Origin of the sequence: Streptomyces caelestis, from assembly GCF_014205255.1 — a bacterium.
GTDB classification, from domain to species: domain Bacteria; phylum Actinomycetota; class Actinomycetes; order Streptomycetales; family Streptomycetaceae; genus Streptomyces; species Streptomyces caelestis.
On sequence record NZ_JACHNE010000001.1, the window covers coordinates 5,005,372 to 5,030,913 of the forward strand.

Genomic DNA, 25,542 nt, shown 5'->3' on the forward strand with positions numbered 1-25,542 from the left:
TGTTTGAGAACTGCACAGTGGACGCGAGCATCTGTGGCCAAGTTTTTAAGGGCGCACGGTGGATGCCTTGGCACCAGGAACCGATGAAGGACGTGGGAGGCCACGATAGTCCCCGGGGAGTCGTCAACCAGGCTTTGATCCGGGGGTTTCCGAATGGGGAAACCCGGCAGTCGTCATGGGCTGTCACCCTTGCCTGAACACATAGGGCAAGTGGAGGGAACGCGGGGAAGTGAAACATCTCAGTACCCGCAGGAAGAGAAAACAACCGTGATTCCGGGAGTAGTGGCGAGCGAAACCGGATGAGGCCAAACCGTATGCGTGTGAGACCCGGCAGGGGTTGCGTATACGGGGTTGTGGGATCTCTCTTTCATGGTCTGCCGGCCGTGAGACGAGTCAGAAACCGTTGATGTAGGCGAAGGACATGCGAAAGGTCCGGCGTAGAGGGTAAGACCCCCGTAGTCGAAACATCAGCGGCTCGTTTGAGAGACACCCAAGTAGCACGGGGCCCGAGAAATCCCGTGTGAATCTGGCGGGACCACCCGCTAAGCCTAAATATTCCCTGGTGACCGATAGCGGATAGTACCGTGAGGGAATGGTGAAAAGTACCGCGGGAGCGGAGTGAAATAGTACCTGAAACCGTGTGCCTACAAGCCGTGGGAGCGTCGGAATGAAGACTTGTCTTCATTCTCGTGACTGCGTGCCTTTTGAAGAATGAGCCTGCGAGTTTGCGGTGTGTTGCGAGGTTAACCCGTGTGGGGAAGCCGTAGCGAAAGCGAGTCCGAATAGGGCGTTTGAGTAGCACGCTCAAGACCCGAAGCGGAGTGATCTAGCCATGGGCAGGTTGAAGCGGAGGTAAGACTTCGTGGAGGACCGAACCCACCAGGGTTGAAAACCTGGGGGATGACCTGTGGTTAGGGGTGAAAGGCCAATCAAACTCCGTGATAGCTGGTTCTCCCCGAAATGCATTTAGGTGCAGCGTCGTGTGTTTCTTGCCGGAGGTAGAGCACTGGATAGGCGATGGGCCCTACCGGGTTACTGACCTTAGCCAAACTCCGAATGCCGGTAAGTGAGAGCGCGGCAGTGAGACTGTGGGGGATAAGCTCCATGGTCGAGAGGGAAACAGCCCAGAGCATCGACTAAGGCCCCTAAGCGTACGCTAAGTGGGAAAGGATGTGGAGTCGCAGAGACAACCAGGAGGTTGGCTTAGAAGCAGCCACCCTTGAAAGAGTGCGTAATAGCTCACTGGTCTAGTGATTCCGCGCCGACAATGTAGCGGGGCTCAAGCGTACCGCCGAAGTCGTGTCATTGCAGCAATACGGCCAACGCCGGCTGTGATGGGTAGGGGAGCGTCGTGTGCCGGGTGAAGCAGCCGCGTAAGCGAGTTGTGGACGGTTCACGAGTGAGAATGCAGGCATGAGTAGCGATTCACACGTGAGAAACGTGTGCGCCGATTGACTAAGGGTTCCTGGGTCAAGCTGATCTGCCCAGGGTAAGTCGGGACCTAAGGCGAGGCCGACAGGCGTAGTCGATGGATAACCGGTTGATATTCCGGTACCCGCTGTGAAGCGTCAAACATCGAGCCCGCTGATGCTAAGGCCGTGAAGCCGTCCTGGAGCCTTCGGGCAAAGGGGAGTGGTGGAGCCGCCGAACCAAGGTGGTAGTAGGTGAGTGATGGGGTGACGCAGGAAGGTAGTCCAGCCCGGGCGGTGGTTGTCCCGGGGTAAGGGTGTAGGCCGTGCGATAGGTAAATCCGTCGTACATGTGGCTGAGACCTGATGCCGAGCCGATTGTGGTGAAGTGGATGATCCTATGCTGTCGAGAAAAGCCTCTAGCGAGTTTCATGGCGGCCCGTACCCTAAACCGACTCAGGTGGTCAGGTAGAGAATACCGAGGCGTTCGGGTGAACTATGGTTAAGGAACTCGGCAAAATGCCCCCGTAACTTCGGGAGAAGGGGGGCCACGCTTGGTGAGAGGACTTGCTCCTCGAGCTGGGGGTGGCCGCAGAGACCAGCGAGAAGCGACTGTTTACTAAAAACACAGGTCCGTGCGAAGCCGTAAGGCGATGTATACGGACTGACGCCTGCCCGGTGCTGGAACGTTAAGGGGACCGGTTAGTCACTCTTCGGGGTGGCGAAGCTGAGAACTTAAGCGCCAGTAAACGGCGGTGGTAACTATAACCATCCTAAGGTAGCGAAATTCCTTGTCGGGTAAGTTCCGACCTGCACGAATGGCGTAACGACTTCTCGACTGTCTCAACCATAGGCCCGGTGAAATTGCACTACGAGTAAAGATGCTCGTTTCGCGCAGCAGGACGGAAAGACCCCGGGACCTTTACTACAGTTTGATATTGGTGTTCGGTTCGGCTTGTGTAGGATAGCTGGGAGACTGTGAACTCTGGACGCCAGTTCAGGGGGAGTCGTCGTTGAAATACCAGTCTGGTCGTGCTGGATGTCTAACCTGGGTCCGTGATCCGGATCAGGGACAGTGTCTGATGGGTAGTTTAACTGGGGCGGTTGCCTCCTAAAGAGTAACGGAGGCGCCCAAAGGTTCCCTCAGCCTGGTTGGCAATCAGGTGTTGAGTGTAAGTGCACAAGGGAGCTTGACTGTGAGACCGACGGGTCGAGCAGGGACGAAAGTCGGGACTAGTGATCCGGCGGTGGCTTGTGGAAGCGCCGTCGCTCAACGGATAAAAGGTACCCCGGGGATAACAGGCTGATCTTCCCCAAGAGTCCATATCGACGGGATGGTTTGGCACCTCGATGTCGGCTCGTCGCATCCTGGGGCTGGAGTCGGTCCCAAGGGTTGGGCTGTTCGCCCATTAAAGCGGCACGCGAGCTGGGTTTAGAACGTCGTGAGACAGTTCGGTCCCTATCCGCTGCGCGCGTAGGAGTCTTGAGAAGGGCTGTCCCTAGTACGAGAGGACCGGGACGGACGAACCTCTGGTGTGCCAGTTGTTCTGCCAAGGGCATGGCTGGTTGGCTACGTTCGGGAGGGATAACCGCTGAAAGCATCTAAGCGGGAAGCCTGCTTCGAGATGAGGACTCCCACCTCCTAGAGAGGGTAAGGCTCCCAGTAGACGACTGGGTTGATAGGCCGGATATGGAAGCACGGTAACGTGTGGAGTTGACCGGTACTAATAGGCCGAGGGCTTGTCCTCAGTTGCTCGCGTCCACTGTGTTGGTTCTGAAACCACGAACAGCCCCACGTGCCACACGTGGTGCGGCTGACAGTTTCATAGTGTTTCGGTGGTTATAGCGTAGGGGAAACGCCCGGTTACATTCCGAACCCGGAAGCTAAGCCTTACAGCGCCGATGGTACTGCAGGGGGGACCCTGTGGGAGAGTAGGACGCCGCCGAACAAATATTGATGAAAGCCCCGTACCGGTTAATTCGGTACGGGGCTTTCTGTGTTGTATATGGCCATAATCCGATGTTGACATGGGCATAACACGCCCTTACCTTCGAGGCGATCGAAAGCGCTTTCTATCGAAGGAGGCACCTCATGAGATCGTCCTCGTTAACGCTCGCGTTCGCCCTCCTGCTCGGTGCGCTGGGCTTCGGGGGCCAGGCGACGGCGGCCGGGCCGGCGCCGCTGGCCGAGACGGCTCCGACCGGGTTCGCCGCGGTCAACGCGCTCGGTCAGAACGGCACCACGGGTGGGGTGGGAGGCGCGACGGTCACCGCCACCACGTCCGAGCAGTTCCTGCGGTACATCGACACCGTCGGACCGCTGATCATCAAGGTGCAGGGCACCATCAACATCACCAGTAAGCAGGGTGTGCGGCCCAACAAGACCATCATCGGGATCGGTTCGTCGGGCGTCATCAACGGTGGCGGGCTCGACTTCTACCGCTCGTACAACGTCATCGTGCGCAACATCAAGTTCACCAACGCCGAGGACGACGCGGTCAACGTCGGGCGGGAGTCGCATCACATCTGGATCGACCACAACGAGTTCGTCGCTCCCGTCGACGGGGCCCTCGACATCAACCGGGCGGCCGAGTACGTCACCGTGTCCTGGAACTGGTTCAACAAGACCGACAAGAACATGCTGATCGGTCACTCGGACGGGAACGGCGGCCAGGACGCCGGGAAGCTGAAGGTGAGCATCCACCACAACTTCTTCGACGGGTCGAAGCAGCGGAACCCGCGGGTGCGGTTCGGTGAGCCGGTGCACGTGTACAACAACTACTTCCGGAACAACGAGCTGTACGGGGTCGCGGCGACGATGAACGCCGGCGTGCTGGTCGAGGGGAACTACTTCGAGAACGTTCCGCATCCCTGCTACTCGGCCAGTGGGTACGCCGATTCAGGGCCGGGGCGGCTGGTGCAGCGCGGCAACCAGTTCGTCGGCTCGGGGACGTGTGAGACCAACGGCAGCGTGACCGAGCCGCGGGCCTTCTATGCGTACACGCTGGATCCGGCGGCCAACGTGCCCTCACTGGTGCGGGCCGGGGCCGGTGTCGGGAAGATCGGGTCCATCTAGGGTCTGGTCATGCGCTACGACCTAGTGATCTTCGACAACGACGGTGTCCTGGTCGACAGTGAGCCGATCTCCAACCGGCTGCTGGCCGCCTACCTCACCGAGCTGGGGCACCCGACGTCGTACGAGGAATCCATCCGGGACTACATGGGCTCCGCCATGCATCGTGTGCACGATCTGGTGGCGGAGCGCACCGGGCGGCGGCTGCCGGTGGACTTCGACGACGTGTTCCACGCGCGGGTCTTCGCGGCCTTCGAGCGGGACCTGAAGCCGGTGGCCGGCGTCGAGGAGGTCCTGCAGAAGCTTGCCGCCGACTCCGTGCCGTACTGCGTGGCGTCGTCCGGGAGTCATGAGCGGATTCGGGTGGGGCACCGGACGACCGGGCTCGATCGATGGTTCGACGAAGGGCGGATCTTCAGCTCACAGGATGTGGGGAAGGGGAAGCCGGCTCCCGATCTGTTCCTGCACGCGGCCGGGCGCATGGGGGTCGCGCCGGAGCGGTGTGTCGTCGTCGAGGACAGTCCGCTGGGGGTGCGGGCGGCGGTTGCGGCGGGGATGGACGTGTACGGGTTCACCGCCATGACGCCGGCGGAGAGGCTGGCCGGGGCCCGGGGGCTGTTCTCCGACATGGGGGAGCTGACTGGCCTGCTCGTGTGAGGCCGTAGAAGCTGAACCGAATTCACCTTTGGCGGGATCTACCCACGGGTAAGCCGGGGCCCTACGCTCGCCGCCATGACTGATGTGCTGCGGCGCGGCAGGGGCTCGTTGGCGTTCAGCTTCTTGGTGCAGGGGGTCGCCTTCGCTCTGCTCGTGACGCGGATTCCGGCCATCCAGAACCGGTACGGGGTCTCCGACGCGCTGCTGCCCGCCTTCCTGGCCGCGGTGCCCATCCTCGCTGGGGTGGGGAGCGTGAGCACCGAGCGGCTGGTGAGGCGGGTGCGGCCGAGCCGGCTGTTGCGGTGGTCCCAGCCCGTGGTGCTGTTGGCGCTGCTCGGGGTCGGGGCCGGGGAGCGGATGGTGGAACTGGGCATCGCGCTCGCGGTGTTCGGGCTGGCCGTCGGGGTGCTGGACGCGTCGATGAACATGCTCGGGGTGAGCCTGCAGCGGTCGTACGGGCGCAGCATCATGCTCAGTTTCCACGCGGTCTACAGCCTGGGCGGGATCGTGGGGGCCTCGCTGGCGTGGGCGGGGGCGCACTGGGATCTGGCGTTGTGGGTGTCGTACCTGCCGGTCGTGGCGGTGCTGCTGCCGGCGGTGCTGGTGGGGAGCCGGTGGTACGTCGACGACCAGGACGCGGCGGCAGTGCCGGAGGAGAAGGCCGGGGAGGAGCGGGCCGTCGCGTTCAAGTGGCTGCTGCCGCTGTGTCTGGTGATGACGGTCGCCTATATCGGGGACTCCACGGTCTCCAACTGGAGCGCGAAGTACCTCCAGGACGTGCTGGGGAGCTCGGAGCAACTGGCGACGGTGCCGTACAACGTGTACATGGTGACCACGCTGCTGGGCCGGGCGATCGGGGACCTGGGAGTGCGGCGGTTCGGGGCCGTGGCCGTCGTGCGGGCTGGGGCGCTGGTGGCGGCGGGTGGGTTCGCCGTGGTGGCGGGGGCGCCCGGGGCGTGGGTGGGGATGCTGGGGTTCACGCTGCTGGGGTTGGGGCTGTGTGTGCTGGTGCCGCAGACGTTCGCAGCGGCCGGCAGGTTGTTCCCGGGGGCTTCGGATGCGGCCGTCGCGCGATTGAATGTATTCAACTATGTGGGGTTTTTGATCGGTTCGCCGTTGGTCGGTGTGCTCGGGGACGTGTGGAGCTACCGCGGGGCGATGGTCGTGCCGATGGTGTTGGTGCTGGTGACGCTGGTGTACGCCCGGTCGTTCGCGGCTCAACCGGACCGATACGGTGGCGGGCATGAGCGGCCGCGCACAGCTGATGTGGGACGAGGCAGTAACGGGCTATGACTTCGGTCCCGGGCATCCGATGGACCCGGTCCGGCTCGCCCTGACCCGGCGACTGGTCGGTGCCTTCGGGCTGGACCGTGAGGTGGAGGTGGTCGCCGCGAAGGCGGCCGGGGAGTCGACGCTGCGGCTCGTCCACCGGCAGGACTACATCGAGGCGGTGAAGGCCGCGTCGGCGGATCCGGGGGCGGCGGACCAGTCGTACGGGCTGGGGACGATGGACGATCCGGCCTTCGCCGGGATGCACGAGGTGTCGGCGCTGATCGCCGGACAGTCGGTGGGGGCCGCGGAGGCCGTGTGGCGCGGGGAGGTGCTGCACGCGGTGAACTTCGCGGGCGGGCTGCACCACGCGATGCCGGGCGGCGCCTCCGGGTTCTGCATCTACAACGACGCGTCGCTGGCGATCGCCCGGCTGCTGGAGCTCGGGGCCGAGCGGGTGGCGTACATCGACGTCGACGTGCATCACGGGGACGGGGTGCAGGCGGCGTTCTGGGAGGACCCGCGGGTGCTGACGATCTCGTTGCACGAGCATCCCCGGACGCTGTTCCCGCAGACCGGGTGGCCGGAGGAGACCGGGGCGGACTCCGCGGAGGGCTCGGCGGTGAACGTGGCGCTGCCGGCCGGGACCGGGGACGCCGGCTGGCTGCGGGCGTTCCACGCGGTCGTGCCGGAGCTGATCGCGGACTTCCGGCCGCAGGTGCTGGTGACGCAGCACGGGGCCGACACGCACTTCGAGGATCCGTTGGCGCATCTGGCGGTGTCGCTGGACGCGCAGCGGGCGGTGCAGGGGGCCTGTCACGACCTGGCGCACGAGTACGCCGACGGGCGGTGGGTGGCGCTGGGCGGGGGCGGTTACGCCGTGGTGGACGTCGTGCCGCGGTCGTGGACGCATCTGGTCGGGATCGCGGCGGGCCGGCCTGTGGCGCCCGAGGCGATGATTCCCGAGGGCTGGCGGCAGGAAGTGTTCGCCCGGACGCGGCAGTTGGCCCCGGCGCGGATGACGGACGGGCGCTGGCCCGTGGCCTTCCCCGGCTGGGAGGAGGGCTACGACCCCGCGGACCGGCTGGACCAGGCGGTGCTGGCGGCTCGGCGGGCGGTGTTCCCGCTGCGGGGGCTGCTGGCCTGACCGGGTGGGCCCTCGCGTAGGCCGACCGTGCGGTGTTCCCCGGTTCCCGGGACATGTGGGGTGCCGGTCGCGCACGATCTCCTCGTGCTGACCCCAGAAGCCCTTCGTGCGCACCTGGTGGGCGCACGCCTCGCCGGGACCGTGGCCACGCCTCGTGAGGAGAGCCTGCGGAGTTACCGGCTGTTCGCCGCCCGGGATCCCCGGGTGCTCCTCGGGCTGGACCCCGAGGGTGCCTGGAGCCAGCGGGACGTGATCGAGCTGATGGCGGACCGGTGCGGGGTTTCGGCCGATTGTCGTCGGGTTTCCGGCCAGGATGTGATCGATCCGGGGCGCACCCTGGCCGCGCTGGACGCCTTCGCGGAACGCCTCGCCGAGGCCGCCCGGCGGAGCGCACCCGTGCTCCTGGGCACCGGGCACCCCCACCGGCTGCTCGGTTTCTACGCCGCTCTCGCAGACGCGCTGTCGGCGGCGGGGTGTGCCGTTCTCACCCCGGCGCAGGGTCGCTGTGTCGACATAACGACCCGGTTCGGTCTACGTACGTACAACCTCGACTACGTACGAGGAGTCGCGCTGGTGCGGGGATCCGGTGGGGAACGCCCCGGTTGTGAGCCCGGCGCACATACGCACTCACCTCTCCCGGTTCGTACCGTGTTGGCCGCTGCCGCGGAGGCCGGCGGGCCCCTTCCCGAGCTGGTGATCGGGGACCACGGGTGGGTCTGCGGAGCAGGTCAGCTGGGGTTCGAGGCCCTCGGGCCGGCCGATACGGACGACCCCGCCCCGTTCGTCGGTGAGGCGGAGGGGTCCGTCTCCGTCGTCGTTCCATTTGATGACGGCGTGCGGTCTGATTACTACCTGCCGCTTACCCGCTACGTACTCAATCGGGCGTGTCTGTCACAGTAGGCCGCCGATGGGTGCACCTCTTCCCCACTCGCATCACCCGCCCCTACATTGGGGAGTGAGCACGCAGCGACGAAGAGTCACCGGAAGGGGAAGCCGGTGGCCGTCGAGTGCGGAAGGTTCAGGTGTGTCATGGCTGCAGCTGGCGAAAGGCCTCTGAACGAGGTTCAGTTCCTTACCGTGGCGGAAGTCGCCTCGGTGATGCGAGTGTCGAAGATGACCGTGTACCGGTTGGTGCACAGCGGTCATCTGCCCGCGATCCGTGTGGGGCGGTCCTTCCGCGTCCCGGAGCAAGCGGTTCACGAGTACCTCCGCGAGAGTTATGTGGGGGTGGAAACCGCCTGACGGCTGGGGCGGGGTGATCCCTACAGGGCACTCGGGATCACCCTGGCCCCCTCGATTACGACCTCAGCGCTCGGACGGGTAGGCTGGCCCCTCGTAGGTCGTGTGGGCCCCGGCGCCCAGCACCGAGTGATGAGAAGTGAGCGAGGGTAGTCGTGGGCTCTGTTATCAAGAAGCGGCGCAAGCGGATGGCCAAGAAGAAGCACCGCAAGCTGCTCAAGCGCACGCGCGTTCAGCGTCGCAACAAGAAGTAGGTTCGCGACGCGGACGCCGCGAGAGCGTTGCTGTGGCCCCCCACCCACCGGTGGGGGGCCACACGTGTTCCGGCTCGTACGTCCGGCTGCTTGTCGTCACCTCACGCATCGGGCGGTCATCACAGCGCAACGCCGACCCGCTAAGTTGGCCCCGCAGGGGAACGCGGCGGGGCAAGAGGTTTTCTGGAAGGAAGGCGCTGATCTTGGGCAAGGTCGTGCTCGTGACCGGTGTGGCCCGCCAGCTGGGGGGCCGGTTCGTACGGCGGATCCAGCGGGACCCCGAGGTGGACCGGGTCGTCGCCGTGGACGCGGTGCCGCCCGAGCACCATCTGGGCGGCGCGGACTTCGTCCAGGCCGACATCCGGCAGCCCACCATCGCGCGGGTGCTCGCCGAGACGGGCGCCGACACGATCGTCCACCTGGACGTGACGGGCACGCCGCTGGGCAGCGGCAACCGGGCCTCCCTGAAGGAGACCAACGTCATCGGCACCATGCAGCTGCTCGGTGCCTGCCAGAAGTCCCCGAACGTGCGGCGGCTGGTCGTGAAGTCCAGCACGAACGTCTACGGGTCCGCGCCCCGCGACCCGGCCGTCTTCACCGAGACGACCCCGCCCAAGTCCCTGCCCAGCGGCGGCTTCGCCAAGGACACGGTCGAGGTCGAGGGCTACGTCCGCGGCTTCGCGCGCCGCCGGCCCGACGTGGCCGTCTGCGTGCTGCGGTTCGCCAACATCCTCGGCCCGACCGCGGACACGCCGCTCGCCTCGTACTTCTCGCTGCCGGTCCTGCCGACCGTGTTCGGCTACGACCCGCGGCTGCAGTTCGTGCACGAGGACGACGTGATCGAGGTGCTGCGGATCGCCTCGCACGAGCCGCGGCGGGGCACGCTCAACAGCGGCACCTTCAACATCGCCGGCGACGGAGTCCTGCTGCTCTCGCAGTGCTCCCGGCGCCTCGGACGCCCCACCGTGCCCCTGCTGCTCCCGGCCGTCACCTGGGCGGGCTCGCTGGTGCGTACGCTGGGCATGTCGGACTTCTCGCCCGAGCAGATCCGGCTGCTCACCCACGGCCGGGTCGTGGCCACGGGCCAGATGCGCGAGACGCTGGGATTCCAGCCCAAGTACACGACCGCGGAGACGTTCGCGGACTTCGCACGCAGCCAAGGTCCCGGACTTCTTCCGCCGGAGGCCCTTGCGGGGGCCGTCGACCGGATCGCCGCGCTGCCCCTCGCGGGCGGCGGCCACCCCCCGACGCAGAGCGCCAACTGAGGAGCGCATCAACGATGGCGGATGCCAAGGTCATTCCGTTCGACGACGACCGGTCCCGCGGGGGCGCCGCGCAGCGTCCGCAGCGGCGCCGGACTGCGGGGAGCAGGCGCCCGGGCACGGACTCGGCGCCGGTCCGTGAGGTGCAGCCCCTGCCCACCACGGCCGTTCCGCAGGATGATGTTCCTGTGACGCCTGAGGAACAGCTCCCGGAGGGGCCCGAGGGTGGCGAGGGCGGCCTGGAGAGGCGTATCGCGGGCGGCCTGGCCTTCCTGCGCCGCCGCCTCACCGGGGACTACGAGGTCGACGACTTCGGCTACGACGAGGAACTCACCGACCAGGTCCTGATGTCCCTGCTGCGCCCGCTGTACGAGAAGTACTTCCGGGTCGAGGTGAAGGGCATCGAGAACATCCCGTCCGAGGGCGGCGCCCTGATCGTCGCCAACCACTCCGGAACGCTGCCGATGGACGGCCTGATGATGCAGGTCGCCATGCACGACAACCACCCGGCGGGCCGGCATCTGCGGCTGCTCGCCGCGGACCTGGTGTTCATGCTGCCGGTGGTCAACGAGCTGGCCCGCAAGCTCGGTCACACCCTGGCCTGCTCCGAGGACGCGGCACGGCTGCTGGAGCAGGGCGAGCTGGTCGGGGTGATGCCGGAGGGCTTCAAGGGTCTCGGCAAGCCCTTCGCGGACCGCTACAAGCTCCAGCGCTTCGGCCGCGGCGGTTTCGTCTCGACGGCCCTGCGTGCCGGGACGCCGATCGTGCCCTGCTCGATCGTCGGGGCCGAGGAGATCTACCCGATGATCGGCAACGCCAGGACGGTCGCCCGGCTGCTGGGCTTCCCGTACTTCCCGATCACGCCCACGTTCCCGTGGCTCGGGCCGCTCGGGGCGGTTCCGCTGCCGACCAAGTGGACGATCCAGTTCGGTGAGCCGATCCCGACGGACGGCTATCCGCCGGAGGCCGCCGAGGACCCGATGCTGATGTTCAACCTGACCGACCAGGTCAGGGAGCAGATCCAGCACACGCTGTACAAGCTGCTGGTGCAGCGCCGGTCGGTCTTCTTCTGAGGCCGTGCCCACGACGATGAGGGCGCCCCTTCCGAGGGGCGCCCCCACTGTCGTACCGCCGGCTAGTCGGCGTCCTCGCTGTCGATGCCCAGCCTGGGCAGCAGATCGGGCAGGAGCGGCGGGAGCGTCACGTCCGGCTCGGGGACGGGCGTGCTGCCTTCCGTCGGCGGCGAGGTGCTCGTGTCGCTGTCCTGCGGCGGGTCGAGCAGGCCGCCGGTGTTGCCGCCGAGCAGGCCGTCGCTGTCGCTGCCGGAGCCGGCCGAGCGGCTGGGGCTGCCGCTGCCGGTGTTGCCCTCGCCGGAGTGGCCGCGGCCGCTGTCGCTGGGGCGGGCCGACCGGTCGGTGGCGGAGGAGCCCGTGGGGGCCGACTCGGAGGCGCCCTGGCGGTTGCCGTTGCCGCCGTTTTGGGCCGGGGGCTCGGGCAGCAGGGACCGCAGCGGGGCGACGTCCTCCTCTATGGCGTCGAACACCGAGGACACCTGATCGCTGACGTCCCCCAGCTGGACGGGGAGCCTGTCGCGCAGTTCGCCCCAGGCCTCGCGGTGGGAGCGGGAGAACGCGGACAGGGCCTGGATGGGCTCCAGGGAGTCCGGATCGCGCTCGTAGGCCTCGTTCAGCAGTCGGTGGCCTTCCGACGCGTCGTGCCGCATGCCGGACAGGGCGCGGCGGATCTCGCCCAGGGACTCGTGGTCCAGCGGGCCGCTGCGGCCTCGCTCCATCAGGCGGCGGGCTTCGCTGAGCCGGGTGGAGGCGTGGTCGAGATAGACCCGCCCGCGCTCGTCGACCCCGTCGGCGAGGCCGAGTTTGACGTCCTCGATGCCGCGCTTGAGGCCGTAGAGCGAGTCGCCGGGCAGAGCGTCGGAGCTGGCGGCCGCGACTCCGCCGAAGGCGCTCGCGGCCACGCCCACGCTGAGCCCGCCCGCGGTGAGGCCCTTGGCGAGACGGGACCGGGGCCGGAACTTCTTCAGTGGGCTCGCGCGGTGGGCGCCACGGGCCCGGGGGGTGCGCTGCTCGGGGACTGCGCGGTCCGTCGCCCCGCCGCCCGCGGTGCCCTCCTGGAGCATGGCCTCGAAGGCGGCCACCAGCTGGGCCCGCTGGACGACCTTGACCTCCGGATCGAGCTCCGGCTTGGGCAGCGCGCCGAGACCGGACGCGAGCGCCAGCAGGCGCGCCTGTTCGGTCGGCTCCGCAGCGGCCGGGGCCGGCGTCGATCCTTCGGACTGCTCTGCCGCCGTGCCCTGCTCGGACTGCTCCTGAAGGGCCTGGGCGAAGGCGTTCGCCCGCCGGTGCGCCGATACGTTCGCGATCACTGGCGGCACCTCCTCTCGTCATGACGGTCGACTCCCCAGGGGGTCCTGAGGGTTGCACACCCTGAGCACGACCACACGATCGAGTGATCGGAGTCGGTCAGGGGGTGACCACAGGGAGCCTGCATCCCGCACAACGAGTGGCGCGGCACTTGGGTTACGGACGCCGGATGATCGGATGCGGAAGTCAACCGACTTTCACGGAACGTGAGTTGGCCGTCGCCATGCGTAGGACCGTCAGCGGGCGTCTTCCGGGAGAAGCCGGGCGAGGGTGCGGACGGCCCGGTACTGGAGGGTCTTGATGGCACCCTCGTTCTTGCCCATCACACGGGCGGTCTCGGCGACGGAGAGGCCCTGGAGGAAGCGGAGTGTCACGCACTCCTGCTGCTGGGGGTTGAGTCGCCGCACGGCGTCGAGCAGAGCGGCGTTGGAGAGGGACTCCAGGACGGAGTCCTCGGGGGAGCGCTCGACCTCGTTGGCGTCGAGCATCTCGCCGGTGGTGACCTCCAGCCGGAAACGGCTGGACTTGAAGTGGTCCGCGACGAGGTTGCGGGCGATGGTGACCAGCCAGGCGCCGAAGTCCCGGCCCTGCCAGGTGAAGGTGCCGATGCGGCGCAGGGCACGCAGGAAGGTCTCGCTGGTGAGGTCTTCGGCGGTCGCCTTTCCTCCGACCCGGTAGTAGATGTACCGGTAGACGGTGTCGCTGTATTGGTCGTAGAGACGGCCGAAGGCGTCGGACTCGCCGGCCTGGGCGCGCTCCACGAGGTCCATCATGCGGGCGCTGTCGCTGTCCGCCGCCGGCCGTCGGACGGTGGCCGCGCCGGACGGGCGCCCTCGTCTGCCGACCGCGGCGCTGCCGTCGGCCAGTGCATAGCAAGGGCCTACGGGCGCGGCGGTGGCGAATGCGGGGCCGGCGTACGCGGTGGGGACGTAGCCGCGCAACAGGTCGAGGACCGTTGCGCGCAGCGTAGCCAGGCCCGAGGCGTCAACCCCGACGTGTGGGTACACGGGACTCCCAGAGGCAGAGCTTCCATCACGTGCAGTGCGGGACCTTTCACCCGTCGTAGCGACGGAGGGGTACCGGTTTGCGTCTGAGGAGAATAACGCTTCGTGCAGGCCCTGCTACACCGAGTTGCTCAAATCATCGATTACGTCGCTTCCGTAACCGATTGACACCGCATCAAGTGTCAGAGTGTGAACAATTCTTGATCGGAAAACTTCGGATTGAGGATGAGTCCAGGGCGTGTTCTGGCCGTGTCCAGCCAAGAGGACTGGATACGAGGTTGTGGGGGTACGCCAGTTGGATTTACGGGGCCTGTCATCCGTAAACGAAGGTGTCCCGGATTGATCGGTCGTCGGCTTGACCGGCCGTCAGCGGCGGCGGCGGTGCAGGGCGATCGCCGCCGCGGTGCCGCCGGCCACCGCGCCCACGCCGGCCGCGGCGGGGATACCGACCTTGGCCGCCTTGCGGCCGGTGCGGTAGTCGCGCAGGCGCCAGTCCAGCTCGCGGGCGTGCTTGCGCAGCTTGGAGTCCGGGTTGATGGCGTAGGGGTGGCCGACCAGGGACAGCATCGGGATGTCGTTGTGCGAGTCGCTGTAGGCGGCGCAGCGGCTCAGGTCCAGGCCCTCGGCCGCGGCCAGCGCGCGGACCGCCTCGGCCTTCGCGGGGCCGTGCAGCGGTTCGCCGACGAGCTTGCCCGTGTAGACGCCGTCGACCGACTCGGCGACCGTGCCCAGGGCGCCGGTCAGGCCCAGGCGGCGGGCGATGACCTGGGCGATCTCGACGGGGGCCGCCGTCACGAGCCAGACCCTCTGGCCCGCGTCCAGGTGGGCCTGGGCCAGGGCGCGGGTGCCGGGCCAGATGCGCTCGGCCATGTACTCGTCGTAGATCTCCTCGCCGATCGACTGGAGCTCGGCGACGCGGTGGCCCTTGACGATGGACAGGGCCGAGTCGCGGGCCTCCTGCATGTGTTCGGGGTCCTCGACCCCGGCCAGCCGGAACCATGCCTGCTGCCAGGCGAACCGGGCGAGGTCGCGCGTCTCGAAGAACTTCCGCTTGTACAGGCCCCGACCGAAGTGGAACAGGGCGGCACCCTGCATGACGGTGTTGTCCAGGTCGAAGAAGGCGGCGGCCTGGTCGTCGCCGTGCACCGGGAACTGCGGTTCCTCGGGCGTGCCGACGGCCTCCTGCGAGGACTTGCGGGCAGCCTCCGCCGAGGCCTCGCCTGCCAAAACGCTCCGCGCCGTGGCGGAGCGCCTACGGGGAGTGAGCCATCCGAGAGCGGCCATGGCGTGAGCATAGCCAGATTGTTCGGGGGTTCCGGAGTCGAGAGGTTCGGAGCGTGTGAACTCTCGGCGAGCGTGTCGTCAAAGGTGTCGGCCGGGACAGGCACGACCGGCGTGTCCCCTGGTGCTTTCACGGGGGTTCCCCTCGTTCACGGGCGCGCGACAATGGCGGACATGAGTCCCCTCTTTCGTCGCAGGCCCCCTCGGGACCGGCTCGTCACCCTGATCCGGAAGCCCGGCTGTCATCTGTGTGATGACGCACAGGTCGTCGTGGAGAAGGTGTGCGGTGATCTGGGAGTCCCCTGGGAGCAGAAGGACATCACCGAGGATCGGGAACTGCACGACCAGTACTGGGAACAGATCCCGGTCGTGCTGGTGGACGGCAGGCAGCACACGTTCTGGCGGGTGAACGAGGGCCGCCTGCGCAAGGCGCTGACCGACTGATGCCGGCCGGGTGCCGCAACTGACCGAGCAGTCCAAAGCGGTCGGCTGGGTCGCTTAGGACCGATCGACGGTGGCTGGTCTCGGGGGCGGGATACGCGGAGGAGAGTGTGCGGTTTTGCCCCCAGAAGTAAAGGAACAGTGGTGCGGATGCGCCGGTTCCCCAGGAGCGCGCCGGGGGCGCGTGAGCCCGGTCACGTTGGGCGGGCAAAACGGACACCATCTTTGTGCACGCGTTCACAAAGACATAGCCTGCTTTCGACGGGGCGGTCATGTAGGGACGTATGACCGCCTACAGCCCCGCTCTACCCGCAGGAGCACCGTGGCAACTGGCCGAACTCACCGACCGGCGACCCGCAGCCGAGGGATTCCCGAGGCCACCGTCGCCCGGCTTCCGCTGTACCTCCGCGCTCTGACCGCGCTGTCGGAGCGCTCGGTGCCCACGGTCTCCTCCGAGGAGCTCGCGGCCGCGGCGGGGGTCAACTCCGCGAAGCTGCGCAAGGACTTCTCCTACCTCGGCTCCTACGGGACCCGGGGCGTCGGCTACGACGTCGAGTATCTCGTCTACCAGATCTCCCGCGAACTGGGCCTCACCCAGGACTGGCCCGTCGTGATCGTCGGTATCGGCAACCTCGGCGCCGCCCTCGCCAACTACGGCGGGTTCGCCTCCCGCGGCTTCCGGGTCGCCGCGCTGATCGACGCCGACCCGGCCATGGCGGGCAAGCCCGTCGCCGGCATTCCCGTGCAGCACTCCGACGACCTGGAGAAGATCATCCAGGACAACGGCGTGTCGATCGGTGTCATCGCCACCCCCGCCGGTGCCGCCCAGCAGGTCTGCGACCGGCTCGTGGCCGCCGGCGTCACCTCCATCCTGAACTTCGCGCCGACCGTGCTGTCCGTCCCCGAAGGCGTCGACGTGCGCAAGGTCGACCTCTCCATCGAGCTGCAGATCCTCGCCTTCCACGAGCAGCGCAAGGCCGGCGAGGAGGCCGCCGCCTCCGACGGCGGCGTCCCGGCCGCCGCCGCGCGCAGCGACTCCGCCGACCAGGGACCCGACGGGGACATGCCCGCCGTGATGCCGGCATGAGCCTCCTCGTCGTCGGACTCAGCCACCGCAGCGCTCCCGTCAGCGTGCTGGAGCGGGCCTCGCTCAACGCGGACGCGCAGGTCAAGCTGCTCCAGGACACGGTCGCCGCCGAACCGGCCGCCGAGGCCGCGCTGCTCGCCACCTGCAATCGCATCGAGCTCTACGCCGACGTGGACAAGTTCCACGCCGGTGTCGCCGAGCTGTCCACGCTGCTCGCCCAGCACAGCGGGGTCGGCCTGGAGGAACTCACTCCCTATCTCTACGTGCACTACGAGGACCGGGCCGTCCACCACCTGTTCTCGGTGGCCTGCGGCCTGGACTCGATGGTCGTCGGCGAGGGGCAGATCCTCGGCCAGATCAAGGACTCCCTGAACCGCGCCCAGGAGCTCAACTCCGCGGGCCGGCTGCTGAACGACCTGTTCCAGCAGGCCCTGAGGGTCGGCAAGCGCGCCCACTCCGAGACCGGCATCGACCGCGCAGGCCAGTCCCTGGTCACCTTCGGCCTGGAGCAACTGGCCGCGGGCGGCGAGGTGCAGACCTGGGCCCGGGGCAAGAAGGCCCTGGTCATCGGCGCCGGGTCGATGTCCTCCCTGGCCGCGGCGACGCTCGCGCGGGCCGGGGTCGCCGAGGTCGTCATCGCCAACCGCACCCAGGACCGCGCGGAGCGACTGGCGCAGATACTGGCCGAGGGCGACGACACGGACGTGCTGGCCCGCGCGGTCCCGATGGAGTCGGTGCCGGTCGAGCTGACACGTGCCGATGTCGCCGTCTCCTGCACCGGCGCGACGGGCCTGGTCCTGACGGCCGAGTCGGTCGCCGCCGCGGTGGAGGGCCGTACGGCCACGCCGTCCGCCGTGGCCGACGGCGACGGGCCGCCCGCTCCGGACGGCGAGCCGGGCCGGACGGCGGGCGCGGAGCGGGGCAACCTGCCGGCGACCGGCCTCGGCGGCGAGGACGGCTGTCCGCTGGACCTGTCCGCGGTGCAGGGCACCGCCGGATTCTCCGTGCTGGGCGAGGCGGCCGTGGCCGGTATGGCCGCCGCCGACCTGGAGCAGCACGCGGCGTGGGTGGACAACGGCACGGTGGGCGGCGCCCAGCGCGCGGCCAGGCCGGGGACGGCAGGCCCGCTCGACCCCGCCTCGGACGCCGACGCCATCGCCGCGCTCGCCGCGACCGTGGCCGCCGTCGGCCGGATCCCCGAGCGGCGCCGGCCCGAGCCGGCCGACGAGCCGCCGCGGCCCGAGCCCGTGCTCTTCCTGCTCGACCTGGCGATGCCGCGCGACATAGACGCGGCCGCGCACCGGCTGGGCGGGGTGCGGCTGGTGGACATCGAGTCGCTGGCGGAGGCCTCCGCGGGCGCTCCGATGGCTGCCGATGTGGACCAGGTCAGGCGTATCGTCTCCGACGAGGTCGCGGCCTTCGGGGCAGCACTGCGGGCCGCGCACATCACGCCGACCGTGGTCGCCCTGCGCACCATGGCCGCCGATGTCGTGGCCAGCGAGATCGCCCGCCTGGACGGACGGCTTCCCGGCCTCGACGACAAGCACCGCGCGGAGATCACCCAGACCGTTCGGCGCGTGGTGGACAAGCTGCTGCACGCGCCGACCGTACGGGTCAAGCAACTCGCGGCCGAGCCCGGCGGCGCCGGGTACGCGGACGCGCTGCGGACCCTGTTCGACCTCGACCCGGAGGCGGTAGCCGCCGTCTCCCGGGCCGAGGACAGCACAGAGAAAGACCGAGGGCCGGCATGAACGACAAGGCACTACGGCTCGGCACCCGGCGGAGCAGGCTCGCCATGGCCCAGTCCGGGCAGGTGGCCGAGGCCGTGAGCCGGGTGACCGGGCGGCCCGTCGAGCTCGTCGAGATCACCACGTACGGCGACGTCTCGCGTGAGGCACTCGCCCAGATCGGCGGCACGGGTGTGTTCGTGACCGCTCTGCGCGACGCGCTGCTCAAGGGCGAGGTCGACTTCGCGGTGCACTCGCTGAAGGACCTGCCGACCACGCAGCCCGATGAACTGGTGGTGGCGGCCGTACCCGCGCGGGAGGACCCGCGGGACGTGATCGTCGCCCGGGACGCGCTGAAGTTCACCGACCTGCCGAGCGGGGCCCGCATCGGTACCGGTTCGCCGCGCCGCATGGCCCAGCTCAACGCGTACGCGCGCAGCCACGGCCTGGACATAGCGACGGTCCCGATCCGCGGCAACGTCGACACCCGCATCGGATACGTACGGTCCGGCGAACTCGACGCCGTCGTGCTGGCCGCCGCCGGACTGAACCGGATCGGCCGGGGCGACGAAGTGACCGACTTCCTGTCGGTCGACACGGTTTTGCCCGCCCCCGGCCAGGGGGCCCTGGCGATCGAGTGTGCCGCGGGCAACGCGGACCTCGTCGCCGCGCTCGCCGAACTCGACGACCCGCTCACGCGGGTCGCCGTGACGGCCGAGCGGTCACTGCTCGCCGCCCTGGAGGCCGGTTGCAGCGCCCCTGTGGGCGCGCTGGCCGACCTTTTGGCCGACGGGCAGATTGTCAAGGAAATGCGCCTGCGCGGCGTCGTCGGCACCACCGACGGCACGCGCATGGTGCAGCTGTCCACCACCGGTCCCGTGCCCGAGACGCACGACCGGGCAACGGCGCTCGGTCGCGAACTCGCGGCCGAGATGCTCGCCCAGGGCGCGGCCGGTCTGATGGGGGAGCGAGCACATTGAGCCCCACCGCCCTTTCCGCCGGTCCTGAACACGGGCACGTCACCTTCCTGGGTGCCGGACCCGGAGATCCGGGACTGCTTACTCTGCGCGCCGTCGAGGCGCTGGCGCACGCGGACGTCCTCGTCGCCGAGCACGAAGTGCTCGACGTCGTACGTCAGCACGCCAGGCAGGGCGTCTCCGAAGTGCACACGGACTCGGATCCTTCCCAGGAGCCGGGTCCGGGCACAGGAGCGCCCCAGCTGACGGTAGTTGACGGCTCGTCAACCGCCGTCGCCGCCCCCGCGGTGCGGGATGCCGCACATCTTGTCATGGAGGCCGCGCGGGGCGGCAGGCGGGTCGTGCGTGCGGTGTCCGGGGACCCCGGGCTCGACACGTACGCCGCCGAGGAGATGCTGGCGTGCGCCGCCGCCGGGGTGCCCTTCGAGGTCGTCCCCGGTATCGCGAGCGCCGTCGGTGTGCCCGCGTACGCCGGTGTGCCGCTGCGCGACGCGCAGGGCGCGGACGTGCGATTCGTCGACGCGCGCACGGCGTCGGACCGGTGCTGGACGGAGGTCGGGGCGTCGGACGGCACGGTCGTCGTGTCCACCACCCTGGACTCCGTCGCCGCGGCGGCCGGCGAGCTCGTCTCCGCGGGCCGCAAGCCGGACACCCCGATGACGGTCACCGTCGCCGGTACGACCACCCGGCAGCGCACCTGGACCGCCACGCTCGGCACGATCGCGCAGACGCTGAAGCAGGCCAAGGTGCTGCCCTCGCCCGACGGCGGCCGGCCGGTGATAGCCGTGGTCGGTGAGCGTTCCGCCGCCGCCCAGCGCGACCAGCTCGCGTGGTTCGAGTCCAAGCCGCTGTTCGGCTGGAAGGTGCTCGTGCCGCGTACCAAGGAGCAGGCGGCGTCGCTCTCCGACCAACTGCGGTCGTACGGGGCCGTGCCGCACGAGGTGCCGACCATCGCCGTCGAGCCGCCGCGCACGCCCCAGCAGATGGAGCGGGCGGTCAAGGGGCTCGTGACCGGCCGCTACGAGTGGATCGCCTTCACCTCCGTGAACGCCGTCAAGGCCGTGCGGGAGAAGTTCGAGGAGTACGGGCTCGACGCGCGTGCCTTCGCGGGCATCAAGGTCGCGGCCGTCGGCGAGCAGACCGCCAAGGCGCTGATCGCCTTCGGCGTGAAGCCGGACCTGGTGCCGAGCGGTGAGCAGTCGGCCGCCGGTCTGCTGGAGGACTGGCCCCCCTACGACCCGGTCTTCGACCCCATCGACCGGGTGTTCCTGCCGCGGGCCGACATCGCCACGGAGACGCTGGTCGCCGGGCTGATCGAGCTGGGCTGGGAGGTCGACGACGTCACGGCCTACCGGACCGTGCGGGCCTCGCCGCCGCCGGCGGAGACCCGGGAGGCGATCAAGGGCGGCGGGTTCGACGCCGTGCTGTTCACGTCGTCGTCGACCGTGCGGAACCTGGTCGGTATCGCCGGCAAGCCGCACAACGTCACCGTCATCGCGTGTATCGGGCCGGCCACGGCGAAGACCGCCGAGGAGCACGGGCTCCGGGTGGACGTGATGGCTCCGGAGCCGTCCGTGCACAAGCTGGCGGAGGCGCTGGCCGACTTCGGCGCGAAGCGGAGAGCTGCCGCTCTCGAAGCCGGGGATCCGGTGACGCGGCCGAGTGAGAGGCGGCCGGGGGCTCGGCGGCGGCGGTCTACGACCTGAGGGTCGACCGAGGTTGTCGGCTGCGGCTACGCGGGGGTCACCGCGTGGCCGTAGCGCAGCAGGTTGTCCGGGTCGTAGGTGGCCTTGTCGTGGCGTAGGCGTTCGTAGACCTCCGGGGTCCAGGCGCGGGCGCGGTCCTGTTCGTCGCCCGGGGTGCCGTGGATGTTGACCATGGTGCGGCCCGTGCCGTAGGGGGCCATGGCCGTGTAGAGCTGTTCCGTGGCCCGTTCGATGGCCTCGGCGGCGGGTGGCGCGGCCAGGATGCCGACCGAGTCGATGAAGTACTGGGCGTCGCGGGCGCAGATCGCGTCCTCGACGGGGGACGGGCGGGACATCGCGCCGCCCATGTGGCGTATCTCCACCATCAGCAGCGGGTGGTCGACGCCTGCCGCGGGGCCGGCCTGGTCCAGGAACGTGCGGACGGCGTCGGGGGGCAGGTCGCGCAGGAGCAGGCAGGACTCCCTTGCGGGGAGCGGGTCCTGCGGTTCCATGTGGATGCGGTTCAGGGCCGCGTGGTCCATCACCTCGACCGTGTCGACGGCCACGGGGGCGGCCGCGCGGAGCGGTGCGATCAGTGCCTCGCCCTCGGCCGGGAGGCCCGGCCAGGCGATCGCCACGCGGGCCCAGAAGCCGCCGCGCAGTGGCTCCGGGATCTGCGGGATGGGCGGCAGGCGCAGGATCGTGAACGCGCTGCACATCTGGTCCGGGATCGTGCGGGTCCAGTCCACCCAGGCCCGGAGCAGGGTCTCGGCGTGTTCGCCCGGGCAGTAGATGCCGCCGCCGTAGAGGCGGGGGAGGGGGAGCAGTTCGGTGACGAGCGAGGTGACGACGCCTGCGTTGCCCTTGCCGCCGCGCAGGGCCCAGAACAGTTCCGGTTCGTGCTGGGGGTCCGTTTCGCGCAGCCGGCCGTCCGGGGTGACGACCTGGAAGGAGCGGACCAGGTCGGCGGAGTAGCCGTAGGCGCGGCCGAGGACGGGGAGTCCGCCGCCGAGGGTGTAGCCGACGACGCCCGCGTCCGTGGAGGTCCCGCTGAGGCCGGCGAGGCCGTGCGGGGCGGCTGCGGCCATGACGTGGCTCCACTTCGCGCCCGCGGCGATGGTGGCCGTGCGGGTGGTGGGGTCCACCTGCACGTCGGTCATGCGGGACGTGTTGATGAGGAGGCCCTGTTCGATGGGGAAGTTGGCGCCGTGGCCGGTGGCCTGGACGGCGACCGGCGTGCGGGTGGCTTTCGCCCAGCGCATGGCGGTGACGATGTCATCGGGGCCGGTTGCTCCGATGACCACGTCGGGGGTGTGGAGGGCGGCCAGGTTGAAGCCGGTGACCTCGTCGGCGTAGGCCGGGTCGCCGGGGCGTAGGACCGGGCCGTGTATGTCCGAGAGGGCGAAGAGGTCGGGCGTGTCGTGGCGGGTGGTCATCGCGTCCTCCGTGGGGGCGTACGGAGGGACGGCGGCGGCGAGGGTGGTGTTGGCCGTCGGGGTCCTTGTCCTTGGTTGTTGTTTTCAGGATGGACCTGGGGGGTGGTGGGCGCATTGTGGGGCTGTGGGGTGCTGGGTACTCGGCGTGGGGGCTGCGGCCGGGTGGGTGCGCAGGGGGTACATGCCCGCAGCTGAGTCCCGACAGTGCGTCGGCATCGGGGCGTATGGGGCGGGCGTAGCGTAGGTGGCATGACGACGTACGGATCTTTTCCCGGTACGCGGCCGCGGCGTTTGCGGAGCACTCCCGTCATGCGTCGGATGGTCGCCGAGACGCGGTTGCACCCCGCCGATTTCATTCTTCCGGCCTTCGTGCGGGAGGGCGTCAGCGAGCCGGTGCCGATCGGGGCCATGCCGGGGGTCGTGCAGCACACCCGGGACAGTTTGAAGAAGGCCGCCGCGGAGGCCGTCGCGGCGGGGATCTCCGGGATCATGCTGTTCGGCGTGCCGGAGGAGTCGAGGAAGGACGCCCTCGGGACGCCGGGGACCGACCCGGACGGGATTCTCCAGGTCGCCATCCGGGACGTGCGGGCCGAGGTCGGTGACGATCTGCTCGTCATGTCCGATCTGTGTCTCGACGAGACCACCGATCACGGGCACTGCGGGGTGCTGGACGACCAGGGGCGGGTCGACAACGACGCGACCCTGGAGCGGTACGCCGAGATGGCCCAGGTGCAGGCCGATGCCGGGGCCCATGTGGTCGGCCCCAGCGGAATGATGGACGGGCAGATCGGTGTCGTCCGTGACGCCCTCGACCAGATCGGGCGGGAGGACGTCGCCATCCTGGCCTATACCGCCAAGTACGCCTCCGCCTTCTACGGGCCGTTCCGGGAGGCCGTCGGCTCGTCCCTGCGGGGGGACCGGAAGACCTACCAGCAGGATCCCGCGAACGTGCGTGAGTCCCTGCGGGAGCTGGCCCTCGATCTGGAGGAGGGCGCGGACATGGTCATGGTGAAGCCCGCGGGGCCCTACCTGGACATCCTCGCCCGGGTTGCGGACACCGTGGACGTGCCCGTCGCCGCCTATCAGATCTCCGGCGAGTACTCGATGATCGAGGCCGCCGCCGAGAAGGGCTGGATCGACCGGGACCGCGCGATCATGGAGTCCCTGACCGGTATCCGGCGGGCGGGCGCCCGGAGCATCCTCACCTATTGGGCCACCGAGGTGGCCCAGCGGCTCAAGGATCAGTAGGACAGGGCCTGCTCCAGGTCCCGCAGCCAGTACGTGACGGTCAGTGAGCTGTCGTAGTACACGCCCTCGGAGGGCAGCTGCGGGATCGCCGAGGGGCCGCCGCTGCTGTGCGGCGTGCGGCCCTGGAAGCCGACCGTGAGCTTGCGGCCGGTGGTGCCGCGCTACGGGGTGCTCGCCAAGCGGCTCCAGGCTGCATCGGCGGTGGGTGCCGGCGGATGCGGACCGTGGGCGTAAGGGGACTGCTGCCACTCCGGCCGCGGCGCTGGAGCAGGACGTGTCCGCCTGGGTGGGGGCGATGGGGACCGTTCCGTCGGGGCGGCAGTATCTGAAGGTCACCGTGCAGGGCACCGGGAAGGCGACGGTGGTCGTCGACGGGCTGACGGCCCGTATGGCCGGCAAGCGTGCGCCGCTCGCCTGGAACGACTACGCCATGGACCATCCGGGCGTCGGCTGCGGCGGCAACGTCCCGCCCCGTTCCTTCACGGTCGCCCTCGACGCCGCGCGTCCCGACCTCGTCCCGGAGGCGAAGCACGACGACTCCCCGTTCTCGGTGAGCGAGTCCGCCCCGGAGGTCTGCTGCATCCGGGCGGGCCGACGCCTCCGCGTGCGACATCAGCTGGTACCTGGAGCGGAGCTGGTCCAGCGGCGGCCGGAGCGGCACCCTGCCGGTGAACGACGAGGGCCGGCCCTTCCGTACGAGCGGCAACAACGGGCGTCCGGCGTACGAGTTCCCGCTGGGCGGCGACAAGTGGGTCGAGGCCGGGACCACCGACTAGTCAGTGAAACTCGTGTACCAGCTCGATCCTGCCGACGATGCGGGCGTTGAACTCGTCGAGTTCCTCGGCGAAGATCGGCTGCTCGAGGAGCCGGGGCGGCCAGGCGTGCCAGTCGAGCTCCCGTACCAGATCCAGCTCCTTGGGGCCGGTGGGGCGCCACGGGGTCGTCGTCGGCGGCTGGCCGGGGTGCATGGGCACCATCAAATCACTTGAACCGTTAGGTTGTTGACCGCCGTAGTGGTTGTTGATTGAACCACCTATTCTTCAGGGAGACGTCCATGAACGGTGACGCGCTCAGCCAGGATCCCGCCGAGCTGCAGAGGAGAATCGACAGCAGCAAGGCGCACCCGGCCCGGGTCTACGACGTCTTCCTCGGCGGCAAGGACCACTACCCGGCCGACCGGGACGCGGCCGCCGCCGCGCTCGCCGCCAACCCGCGCGGTTACCTCGACGTACGGCACAACCGCGACTTCCTGCGCCGCGCGGTGACCACGCTGGTCGAGCGGGACGGCATCCGGCAGTTCCTCGACATCGGCACGGGACTGCCGACCGCCGAGAACGTGCACCAGATCGCGCAGCGCATCGCGCCCGACTCGCGGGTCGTGTACGTCGACAACGACCCGGTCGTGCTCGCGCACGCGCGGGCCCTGCTGACGAGCGGGCCCGAGGGGCGTACGGACTACATCGACGCCGATCTGCGGGACCCGGCCCGCATCCTGGAACAGGCCGCCAAGACCCTGGACTTCGACCAGCCGGTCGCGCTCTGCTTGGTCGCCATCCTGCACTTCGTCGCGGACGAGGAGGCGTATCCGCTGGTGCGCGAGCTGCTCGACGCGCTGCCCGCCGGCAGCCGGCTGGTGCTCAGCCACCTCACCGAGGACCTCAACCCCGAGAACATCCGCGCGGTGCAGCGGACATACACCGAGCGGGGGTTCACCTTCGTGCTGCGGTCCCGGGCGGAGGTGGAGCGGTTCTTCACGGAGAACTCCCTGGAGATCGCCGACCCGGGGGTCGTGCCCGCGCACCGCTGGCGGCCCGACCACGCGGCTCCCGCCCCCGAGCGGCCGGAGGAGTCGTACCTCGCCGGCCTCGACGACATCGACAAGGTCCGCTACCACGACATCAACGACGTCACGGACGCGGACATCAACGTGTACGCGGGGATGGCCGCCAAGGGCTGAGCGGGGTG

21 protein-coding genes, 2 rRNA genes and 2 pseudogenes are annotated in these 25,542 nt (G+C 69.0%); 19 read left to right on the plus strand and 6 right to left on the minus strand.

Features of this window, described 5'->3' with window-relative positions:
* The first annotated feature begins 35 nt into the window (after positions 1-35).
* The 11 genes from HDA41_RS22910 to HDA41_RS22960 all read left to right on the plus strand — a co-directional run bounded on the left by HDA41_RS22910 (position 36) and on the right by HDA41_RS22960 (position 11,383).
* Positions 36-3,157: ribosomal RNA gene (locus tag HDA41_RS22910) — 23S ribosomal RNA — on the plus strand.
* An 84-nt stretch (positions 3,158-3,241) separates the two neighbouring features.
* A 5S ribosomal RNA gene (gene rrf, locus HDA41_RS22915) occupies positions 3,242-3,358 on the plus strand.
* A gap of 143 nt (positions 3,359-3,501) precedes the next feature.
* Entirely contained in the window at positions 3,502-4,485 is a 984-nt protein-coding gene (locus HDA41_RS22920) for a pectate lyase family protein (RefSeq protein ID WP_184986707.1), read from the plus strand.
* A gap of 9 nt (positions 4,486-4,494) precedes the next feature.
* A complete protein-coding gene (locus HDA41_RS22925; protein WP_184986709.1) occupies positions 4,495-5,139 on the plus strand; it encodes an HAD family hydrolase in 645 nt (214 codons plus the stop codon).
* Positions 5,140-5,214: 75 nt separating this feature from the next.
* The gene (locus tag HDA41_RS22930; RefSeq protein ID WP_184986711.1) at positions 5,215-6,432 is read left to right on the plus strand and encodes an MFS transporter; all 1,218 of its coding nucleotides are present in this window, start codon (positions 5,215-5,217) and stop codon (positions 6,430-6,432) included.
* Entirely contained in the window at positions 6,383-7,555 is a 1,173-nt protein-coding gene (locus HDA41_RS22935) for an acetoin utilization protein AcuC (RefSeq protein ID WP_184986713.1), read from the plus strand. Before HDA41_RS22930 ends, HDA41_RS22935 begins: the two co-directional genes overlap by 50 nt.
* An 84-nt stretch (positions 7,556-7,639) precedes the next feature.
* Positions 7,640-8,455 (plus strand): phosphatase, encoded by an 816-nt coding sequence (locus HDA41_RS22940; protein WP_184986715.1) that lies wholly within the window; start codon positions 7,640-7,642, stop codon positions 8,453-8,455.
* A 129-nt stretch (positions 8,456-8,584) separates the two neighbouring features.
* Positions 8,585-8,797 carry a helix-turn-helix domain-containing protein gene (locus HDA41_RS22945; RefSeq protein ID WP_004984898.1) on the plus strand — a complete coding sequence of 71 codons (213 nt, stop codon included), beginning with the start codon at positions 8,585-8,587 and terminating at the stop codon, positions 8,795-8,797.
* A 152-nt stretch (positions 8,798-8,949) separates the two neighbouring features.
* Positions 8,950-9,048 (plus strand): 30S ribosomal protein bS22, encoded by a 99-nt coding sequence (locus tag HDA41_RS22950; RefSeq protein WP_003948845.1) that lies wholly within the window; start codon positions 8,950-8,952, stop codon positions 9,046-9,048.
* A gap of 203 nt (positions 9,049-9,251) precedes the next feature.
* Positions 9,252-10,313, plus strand: coding sequence for an NAD-dependent epimerase/dehydratase family protein (locus tag HDA41_RS22955; RefSeq protein ID WP_184986717.1), 1,062 nt, complete (start codon positions 9,252-9,254; stop codon positions 10,311-10,313).
* 14 nt (positions 10,314-10,327) lie between these two features.
* Entirely contained in the window at positions 10,328-11,383 is a 1,056-nt protein-coding gene (locus HDA41_RS22960; protein WP_184986719.1) for a lysophospholipid acyltransferase family protein, read from the plus strand.
* 62 nt (positions 11,384-11,445) lie between these two features.
* On the opposite strand, the gene HDA41_RS22965 is transcribed toward HDA41_RS22960, so the two are convergent.
* The 3 genes from HDA41_RS22965 to HDA41_RS22975 form a co-directional block, all read right to left on the minus strand.
* Complete coding sequence (locus tag HDA41_RS22965) at positions 11,446-12,693, minus strand: DUF5667 domain-containing protein (protein ID WP_184986721.1); 1,248 nt, start codon at positions 12,691-12,693, stop codon at positions 11,446-11,448.
* 234 nt (positions 12,694-12,927) lie between these two features.
* Positions 12,928-13,698, minus strand: a complete 771-nt coding sequence (locus HDA41_RS22970; protein WP_184986723.1) for an ECF subfamily RNA polymerase sigma factor, BldN family — start codon at positions 13,696-13,698, stop codon at positions 12,928-12,930.
* 363 nt (positions 13,699-14,061) lie between these two features.
* Positions 14,062-14,979, minus strand: coding sequence for an HAD family hydrolase (locus HDA41_RS22975; RefSeq protein ID WP_184986725.1), 918 nt, complete (start codon positions 14,977-14,979; stop codon positions 14,062-14,064).
* 162 nt (positions 14,980-15,141) lie between these two features.
* Here HDA41_RS22975 and HDA41_RS22980 point away from each other — a divergent pair, with 162 nt between their 5' ends.
* The 5 genes from HDA41_RS22980 (at position 15,142) to HDA41_RS23000 (ending at position 20,914) form a co-directional block, all read left to right on the plus strand.
* Entirely contained in the window at positions 15,142-15,420 is a 279-nt protein-coding gene (locus tag HDA41_RS22980) for a glutaredoxin family protein (protein ID WP_184986727.1), read from the plus strand.
* A 319-nt stretch (positions 15,421-15,739) separates the two neighbouring features.
* Entirely contained in the window at positions 15,740-16,504 is a 765-nt protein-coding gene (locus tag HDA41_RS22985; RefSeq protein ID WP_184986728.1) for a redox-sensing transcriptional repressor Rex, read from the plus strand.
* Positions 16,501-18,255, plus strand: coding sequence for a glutamyl-tRNA reductase (locus HDA41_RS22990; RefSeq protein WP_184986730.1), 1,755 nt, complete (start codon positions 16,501-16,503; stop codon positions 18,253-18,255). The genes HDA41_RS22985 and HDA41_RS22990 overlap by 4 nt, the downstream gene beginning before the upstream one ends.
* Entirely contained in the window at positions 18,252-19,211 is a 960-nt protein-coding gene (hemC, locus tag HDA41_RS22995; RefSeq protein ID WP_184986732.1) for a hydroxymethylbilane synthase, read from the plus strand. The genes HDA41_RS22990 and hemC overlap by 4 nt, the downstream gene beginning before the upstream one ends.
* Entirely contained in the window at positions 19,208-20,914 is a 1,707-nt protein-coding gene (locus HDA41_RS23000) for a bifunctional uroporphyrinogen-III C-methyltransferase/uroporphyrinogen-III synthase (RefSeq protein ID WP_184986734.1), read from the plus strand. Before hemC ends, HDA41_RS23000 begins: the two co-directional genes overlap by 4 nt.
* Before the next feature lie 26 nt (positions 20,915-20,940).
* On the opposite strand, the gene HDA41_RS23005 is transcribed toward HDA41_RS23000, so the two are convergent.
* Positions 20,941-22,329 carry an FAD-binding oxidoreductase gene (locus HDA41_RS23005; RefSeq protein WP_184986736.1) on the minus strand — a complete coding sequence of 463 codons (1,389 nt, stop codon included), beginning with the start codon at positions 22,327-22,329 and terminating at the stop codon, positions 20,941-20,943.
* A gap of 249 nt (positions 22,330-22,578) precedes the next feature.
* Between HDA41_RS23005 and hemB the strand changes: the two genes are divergently transcribed.
* Entirely contained in the window at positions 22,579-23,577 is a 999-nt protein-coding gene (gene hemB / locus HDA41_RS23010) for a porphobilinogen synthase (RefSeq protein WP_184986738.1), read from the plus strand.
* On the opposite strand, the pseudogene HDA41_RS43005 reads toward hemB, so the two are convergent.
* Positions 23,571-23,735: pseudogene (locus HDA41_RS43005) on the minus strand (DUF4232 domain-containing protein); the annotation flags it as partial. The gene hemB and the pseudogene HDA41_RS43005 sit on opposite strands and share 7 nt — an antisense overlap.
* Before the next feature lie 104 nt (positions 23,736-23,839).
* On the opposite strand from HDA41_RS43005, the pseudogene HDA41_RS23015 reads away from it, so the two are divergent.
* Positions 23,840-24,353, plus strand: a pseudogene (locus HDA41_RS23015) (transcriptional regulator); the annotation flags it as partial.
* Here HDA41_RS23015 and HDA41_RS23020 read toward each other — a convergent pair.
* A complete protein-coding gene (locus HDA41_RS23020; RefSeq protein ID WP_376706862.1) occupies positions 24,354-24,545 on the minus strand; it encodes a hypothetical protein in 192 nt (63 codons plus the stop codon). It lies immediately after the preceding pseudogene.
* An 86-nt stretch (positions 24,546-24,631) separates the two neighbouring features.
* On the opposite strand from HDA41_RS23020, the gene HDA41_RS23025 reads away from it, so the two are divergent.
* Complete coding sequence (locus tag HDA41_RS23025) at positions 24,632-25,534, plus strand: SAM-dependent methyltransferase (protein WP_184986742.1); 903 nt, start codon at positions 24,632-24,634, stop codon at positions 25,532-25,534.
* Positions 25,535-25,542 lie beyond the last annotated feature (8 nt).

Coding starts and splice junctions, on each gene's coding strand:
- HDA41_RS22960 (WP_184986719.1), top strand. CDS start 10,328: ATGGCGGATGCCAAGGTCATTCCGTTCGACGACGACCGGTCCCGCGGG.
- HDA41_RS22920 (WP_184986707.1), top strand. CDS start 3,502: ATGAGATCGTCCTCGTTAACGCTCGCGTTCGCCCTCCTGCTCGGTGCG.
- HDA41_RS23020 (WP_376706862.1), bottom strand. CDS start 24,545: ATGCACCCCGGCCAGCCGCCGACGACGACCCCGTGGCGCCCCACCGGC.
- HDA41_RS22925 (WP_184986709.1), top strand. CDS start 4,495: ATGCGCTACGACCTAGTGATCTTCGACAACGACGGTGTCCTGGTCGAC.
- HDA41_RS22930 (WP_184986711.1), top strand. CDS start 5,215: ATGACTGATGTGCTGCGGCGCGGCAGGGGCTCGTTGGCGTTCAGCTTC.
- HDA41_RS22990 (WP_184986730.1), top strand. CDS start 16,501: ATGAGCCTCCTCGTCGTCGGACTCAGCCACCGCAGCGCTCCCGTCAGC.
- hemC (WP_184986732.1), top strand. CDS start 18,252: ATGAACGACAAGGCACTACGGCTCGGCACCCGGCGGAGCAGGCTCGCC.
- HDA41_RS22935 (WP_184986713.1), top strand. CDS start 6,383: ATGAGCGGCCGCGCACAGCTGATGTGGGACGAGGCAGTAACGGGCTAT.
- HDA41_RS22980 (WP_184986727.1), top strand. CDS start 15,142: ATGGCGGACATGAGTCCCCTCTTTCGTCGCAGGCCCCCTCGGGACCGG.
- HDA41_RS23005 (WP_184986736.1), bottom strand. CDS start 22,329: ATGACCACCCGCCACGACACGCCCGACCTCTTCGCCCTCTCGGACATA.
- HDA41_RS22975 (WP_184986725.1), bottom strand. CDS start 14,979: ATGGCCGCTCTCGGATGGCTCACTCCCCGTAGGCGCTCCGCCACGGCG.
- HDA41_RS23025 (WP_184986742.1), top strand. CDS start 24,632: ATGAACGGTGACGCGCTCAGCCAGGATCCCGCCGAGCTGCAGAGGAGA.
- HDA41_RS22945 (WP_004984898.1), top strand. CDS start 8,585: ATGGCTGCAGCTGGCGAAAGGCCTCTGAACGAGGTTCAGTTCCTTACC.
- hemB (WP_184986738.1), top strand. CDS start 22,579: ATGACGACGTACGGATCTTTTCCCGGTACGCGGCCGCGGCGTTTGCGG.